Here is a 6052-nt window from a genome sequence, read left to right on the forward strand (position 1 = left end):
TTGGACAAGCGTGTCTCCTTGCGTTCTTGTGATGCCTGACGATGCCCGGGAAAACGCAACATGCATGCCAGCATCGGCGATCGACGCACGTCTCTGGCGACGGCCGCGGCAGCCGGGAGCGTGCCGATCGATCCGCGCCAACGGGTGACGTCGCGCACGGTAGCGCGGTGCGGCAGGCCGTTCAGAAATGCAGCATGATGTGTTGCAGTCCTGAGCAGAGGGCGTGAAGCCGGAAAGCTGGCCGGTACGGCCGCGTCAGGCGAGCAGCGACCGCAGCGCCGGTGCGTGCCCGAATTGCCGGATGCGCTCGAGCGCCGACACCTCGATCTGGCGAACGCGTTCGGCCGACAGGTTCAGTTGCCGACCGATTTCGCGCAGCGAATACTCGCTTTCGACATCGATGCCGTACCTCAGGCGAAGAATCCACGCTTCGCGAGCGGGCAGGCCGTCGATCAGCGCCGCCACCGCGGTACGAAGCTGGCCGGTGCTCGCGGCGTCTTCCGGGGTCGGCGCGTCGGGGTCGATCGTGACGTCGCACAACGTGAGGTCGTGATCGGGCGAAACGGGCATATCCGCGGAGACGGGCTCGCGCACGATGCTCATCAGTTCGCGTACCTTGTCGACGGGCAGTTGCATCTGCGTGGAGAGTGCCGGCGCGTCGGCGACATTGCCGGTCCGTTGCCGGTGCGTTCGCGCGAGCCGCGACAGCTTGTTGAGCGCGTCGACCGTATGCGCCGGCACACGTATCGTGCGGCCCTGATCGGCGAGCGCGTGCGTGATGGCCTGCCGGACCCACCAGGTCGCATACGTCGAGAATTTGAAGCCGCGCCGGTGGTCGTATCGATCGACGGCCTTTAACAGGCCGATATTGCCCTCCTGGACCAGGTCGAGGAACGGCAGGCCGCGATCGGGATACCGCTTGGCGACCGATACGACGAGGCGCAGATTGCTGCGGAACAGTCTCGTCCTGGCGGGTTGCATCGCGCGCTCGATACGAGACAGCCGCGCATCGAGCGCAATCGCGATGTCGAGCGGCAGGGGCGACTGGCCGGCGAGGCCGGCGAGCGCGATGCGTGCGTCGATCAGCGCCGGCGCGTGGCGGGCGAGGGCAGTGGTGCATTCCGGATGCGCGGCGATGCATGCGTGCAACCAGGCGCGCGCGTCGTTGCACGGCGCGAAGAGGTCGTGGCGCGTGGATCCGGTACGTATGCCCGACGCGGCCAGGGTATCGACGAGCCGTTTTTCGAACTGGTGCGCCTGGGTGGCGCATTCGCTGGTCGCATGACCGATGCGCTCGATCGCGCGCGAGGTGAAGCGGATCCTGCCGGTCAACGCGGCAGCCTCGCGAATCAGCGCGCGATAGCGGGCCGATGCGAACCCGTCGGCGTGCAACGAGCGCCGCATCGCCGGTGCCAGCGCACCGGCGCGCCCGAGCGATTCGGCAACCGCATCGCGCCACGCCGGGCTGTCCAGGGAGCAGCCGGTACTGCCCTCCGGCGCCGGCGATTCCATGGCGGGGTCGGGTGCCGTATCGTCCGCGGGCGAATCGTCGGGCTGCAGCGCGGGCGCTTGCACGAGCGATTCGGCATCGCCGGCGAACCCTGTCACGTAGACCGACGCCGCGACCTTGCCGGCACGGATGTCGTCCGCGATCGCCGCGATGGCATCGAGTGCAGCCGGATCCCGGCTCAATGCGTCGATGCATGCGGCGCGGCCGCTTTCCAGGTGACGCGCGAGCGCGATCTCTTCGTGCCGTTCGAGGAGCGGCGTCGCGCCCATGTCCCGCAGATAGAGCCGGACCGGATCGTTGGTCCGGCCCGCGAGCAGATCGTCGGCCGCGAGCGGCGTCGATGCGTCCGCGAGCCTTGGCGTGACTGCCTGCGCCTGCGCAAAATGACGGTCGAGTGTCCATGCGGTACGCGAGCCGGCATGCTCGCGTACCTCGATGCCGAGCTCGCGGAGCATCGGTGCGGCCGCGTCGACATCCGTGCGTTCGGCCGCATCGTCGGGCAACGCGTCGGCGATTTCGCCGTGCGTCACGTAACCGCGATCGATGCCCAGCGCGATCAGCGCATGCAGATGTGCCGCGTGTTCGGCATCCGTGCCGCGACGCGGCGCGCTGTCGCGTCCGTGCACGGCCCCGGGATCAAGCGAGCTTCGCATAGACGTTACACCAGCCTCCGGCGGCAACCGCCTTGCCCGCGAACATCGGGCACGTGCCGAAGGATTCGCCCGCAGCGGCCTTGTAGAAGCGGCAGTTCGAACAGGTCTGGCCGGCCTGGTACTTCGGGAACTTGCCCGCATCGACGGTCGTGGCCTTTGCGCGATAGCCGAGCGTCTTCGCGGCAGCGTCGTTTTCGTCGACGGGCGGCGGGGCCGCGAATGCACGGGTGCCGGCAGCGAGCGCGGCGCACAGGCCGGCCGCCTGGACGAAGAAGGTTCTGCGATTGGAAGAGATCATGTCGTGATCGTGAATGAGATGAAAGGATGAAATCCGGCCCCCGCGCCAGGCCTGTTGCCCGGCGCGGCGGTCGGTCGAAACGAAAGCGGACGGGAAAGTTACTTGCGCGGTCCGGCGATGAGCGGCGCCTTCGACGCGGTGGCGACATCGGCGGTCAGCTTGTTTTTGGATGCGTCGTAGCCGTTCGAATAAAGCAGGAATGCCATCACATCCTCGTATTCCTGTGCCGTCATCTTGCCGGGGCGATCGGCCGGCATGTTGTTCGACAGGTACTGGAAGATGCCGCCGACCGTGATGTGCGACTTGCCCTCCGGGGCGAAGGCTTCTCCACTCAATGCGGGGGCGGTATTGCCTTCGAGCTGGTCGCCGTGACATTTCGCGCAGGCGTCGGCATAGAGCTTCTTGCCATGCAGTACCTGTGCCTCGTCGAACGACGGTATGCGGTCGCCTTCGCTGGCTGAAACCTTGACGAAGCCGCTCTTTGCCGGGCTCTGTTGTGCGGATGCGATCGCGCCGTCGAGAAACCGGCCGGTTGCACGCGCAGCGGCGGCTTGCGTGACAGTGTCCGGAAGCGCCCACGCGCGCGTGAGCGAGGCGAGGCGGCCATCGCCGTTCATTCGCGACAACGTTGCGTCGATGCGCTTTTGCAATGCGTCCTTGCCCGGGCCGAATGCGAACGACAGTTGCCAGCTGGAGTACGGCGACGCAGTCGCCGCAACCTGGAACCGCTGGTGCGGGTGCGCATGCTCGTACGCGACAACGCTCGGATACCAGACGATTGCGCGCTGGGCACGGCCCGCGGCGACCGCACCGATCGTCTTCTCGCTCGTGTTTTCGAGGTCGAAGCGGGCGTTCGGCTGCTGTGCGGCGATCAGCTGCGACGGGCTGCCGTACGTGGCCGCGATCGTTTCCTTTGCACCGGACGAGGCCGGCGCGTCGCGCAACGACACGCTGACGTAGCCGGAGCGCAGATAGCCCTGCGAGAACGTCATTCTGGATCCCGACGCATCGGCGATTTCCGAGCGCGGGAAGCCTGCGATCACGTCGCAGTCGCGTTCGAGCGATTTCTTCAGCTCGCCGGCGGAGATGCCGTCGTCGCCGCCATCGTCATCGACGCCGCGCCGGTTGAACGTCGCCGCGATGCCTGCGGTGCGGAACACTTCGCGCGCAACGGATCGGTCGAGCGCTGTGGTCGGACTGCCGGGCAGCGTGCAGATGCGCACGCCGGCCGACGCGGCTGCCGGTGTCAGCGCCACGCCCACGGCGAGCAGACTGGCAACGGTAACGGAAGTGAGACGAGTATTCATGGTCGTGTGTCCGGTTGAAGCGGGTAGGGCGTCGCGCCCGCATCGGGCGCATGCGGGCGCGACTCGGGCCTGGCGCCTGGTCAGTCGAGCGCGAACACGTAGAGCGTGCCGCCGCGCGGAACGTCCTTCGCGATGTCGGCCATCGGGCCGCCCCAGATCGGGTTCGCGCCGCCGTAGCCGGCGAGCACGGCGACGTATTCCTTGCCGTCGACCTCATATACCGACGGCTGGGAAATGATGCCGCTCGCAAGTTGCGGGCTCTCCCAGAGCACCTTGCCGGTCGCCGTGTCGAACGCATACAGGTGGCCGTCGAGCGAGCCGCTGAACGCGAGGCCGCTCGCGGTGGTCGCGACGCCGCCGTTCCATGGCTTCTTCGACCAGTGGCTCCACAGCTTCTTGCCGGTGTTCACGTCGATTGCCGTCAGTTCGCCGTAGCCTTCGCTGCCCGGTTCGGGCTTGATCTCGAAGCCTTCGCCGAGATACGGCAGGCCTTCCATGTAGCTGACCGACTTGCCGGTGAGGCTCATGCACGCATGCAACGCAGGGACGACCGCAATGTTGCGTTCCTGGTCGTACGAGATCGACCACCAGTTCTTGCCGCCGAGGAAGCTCGGGCACGTTTCGATCGTCGTGCCGGCCTTCGGGAACTTCGATTCGTCCTGGATCGGCTTGCCGTCAGCCGTGTAGCCGGTGACCGACAACGCCTTCACGAACGGCGTTGCATAGATCAGCTTGCCGGTCGTGCGGTCGATCGCGTGGAAGAAGCCGTTGCGGTCCGCGTGGATGATCGCGTCGTAGTCCTTGCCTTTGTACTTGATGTCGGCAAGCACGGCCGCGTTCACGCCGTCGTAGTCCCACGTATCGTTGTTCGTGTACTGGTAGTGCCACTTCAGGTTGCCATTCTTCGCGTCGAGCGCGAGCAGCGAGTCGGAATACAGGTTGTCGCCGGGGCGCAGCGCCGCGAGCCACGGGCCCGGGTTGCCGACACCCCAGTACAGCGTGCGGGACGCGGCGTCGTACGTGCCGGTGAGCCACGCCGCGCCACCGCCGTGGCTCTGCATGCCGTCGGGCCAGGTTTCCGCACCCTTTTCGCCGGATGCGGGGATCGTGTAGCGTTTCCAGACTTCGGCGCCGTTCTCCGGATTCAGCGCGACGATGTAGCCGCGAATGCCGTACTCGCCGCCGGACGTGCCGACGACGATCGCGCCGTCGAGCGCGAGCGGCGCCAGCGAGAACGCGTAGCCGAGGCCCGGTTCGAACATCTGCTTCTTCCACACGAGATTGCCGGTCTGCGCGTCGAGCGCCGCGACTTCGCCGCTCAGCATCGCGACATAGACGTTCTTGCCGTACAGCGCGACACCACGGTTCACGACATCGCAGCACGCGGTCTTGAACGACGCGGCGCCGAGCTTCGGCTCGTATTTCCACAGCTGCTTGCCCGTCTTGGCATCGAATGCGTAGACGTTGTCCTTCGGCGTCGTCACGAACAGATAGTCGCCGTTGACGATCGGCGTGGCCTCGAAGCCCTGCTTCAGGTCGGCGGGGAACTTGTAGGCCCACGCCTGCTTGAGATCCTTCGCGTTCGACGTGTCGATCTGCTTGAGCGGCGAATGCGAGCGGCCGTCGTAGGTGCGGTAGTAGGTCAGCCAGCCCGGATCGGTGTGTGCATCGGTCAGCCGCTGGTAGGTCACGGCCGGGTAGTCCGCGGCCGCTTCCACGAGGCCGGGGTTCAGCGCGACGGCGGCCGCCGCCGCGATTCCGATCGTCGCCAGCCGGCTCGCTGAAGCCGAGAGTTTCTTCATGGTTGTCTCCTGAGTCATTGTGATCGCACCGCCGCGAACGGTTGGTCGCGCCGGCACGGTGGGGATTCCGGGCCGAGTGCAGTGCCCGTTACGCAAGTCGCATGCCATCGCGGCGCGAAGCCGGCGCGGCGCGGCATACCGGCGCGGCGCGCGCGATGCGCTGTCGGACGCGTCGCGTCCCGGCACCCACGGAGGTGTTGCATTCAGGTACACCGCCGCGCATGAGGTGTTGCCAAACATGACAGGTGGCGCAGTACGCGGGACAGGCGGGCCGTCGCACGCTCCCCTGTCGCGCGGAATCGGTGCGCATCGCAGGCTGCGCTGGCACGGTTCTCGCACGCGGGCTTCTCGACACCACATCGCTGCGCGGTGCATTGCACGAGCCGGCGGAACAAAAAAAGCGGAGACAACGGAAATGATCAGGAGGCCAAAGGCAGTCGGGCGGCGCTGCGCGATGGGGGGCGGCCGGCGTGTGCGACGCG

The 6052-nt window shown here is 67.0% G+C and carries 4 protein-coding genes; all 4 read right to left on the reverse strand.

The window, feature by feature from the left end; all coding sequences use genetic code 11:
• Positions 1 to 255: 255 nt before the first annotated feature.
• On the reverse strand, positions 256 to 2163 hold the full coding sequence (locus JYJ84_RS26220) for a sigma-70 family RNA polymerase sigma factor (protein ID WP_175221217.1): 1908 nt from the start codon (positions 2161 to 2163) through the stop codon (positions 256 to 258).
• Positions 2147 to 2461 carry a high-potential iron-sulfur protein gene (locus JYJ84_RS26225; RefSeq protein ID WP_175221218.1) on the reverse strand — a complete coding sequence of 105 codons (315 nt, stop codon included), beginning with the start codon at positions 2459 to 2461 and terminating at the stop codon, positions 2147 to 2149. The genes JYJ84_RS26220 and JYJ84_RS26225 overlap by 17 nt, the downstream gene beginning before the upstream one ends.
• Positions 2462 to 2559: 98 nt before the next feature.
• Positions 2560 to 3768, reverse strand: coding sequence for a c-type cytochrome (locus JYJ84_RS26230; RefSeq protein ID WP_175221219.1), 1209 nt, complete (start codon positions 3766 to 3768; stop codon positions 2560 to 2562).
• Positions 3769 to 3848: 80 nt separating this feature from the next.
• On the reverse strand, positions 3849 to 5570 hold the full coding sequence (locus tag JYJ84_RS26235; RefSeq protein ID WP_175221220.1) for a methanol/ethanol family PQQ-dependent dehydrogenase: 1722 nt from the start codon (positions 5568 to 5570) through the stop codon (positions 3849 to 3851).
• Between the last annotated feature and the right edge of the window lie 482 nt (positions 5571 to 6052).

It is taken from the genome of Burkholderia sp. LMG 13014 (assembly GCF_905232215.1).
Classification (GTDB): domain Bacteria; phylum Pseudomonadota; class Gammaproteobacteria; order Burkholderiales; family Burkholderiaceae; genus Burkholderia.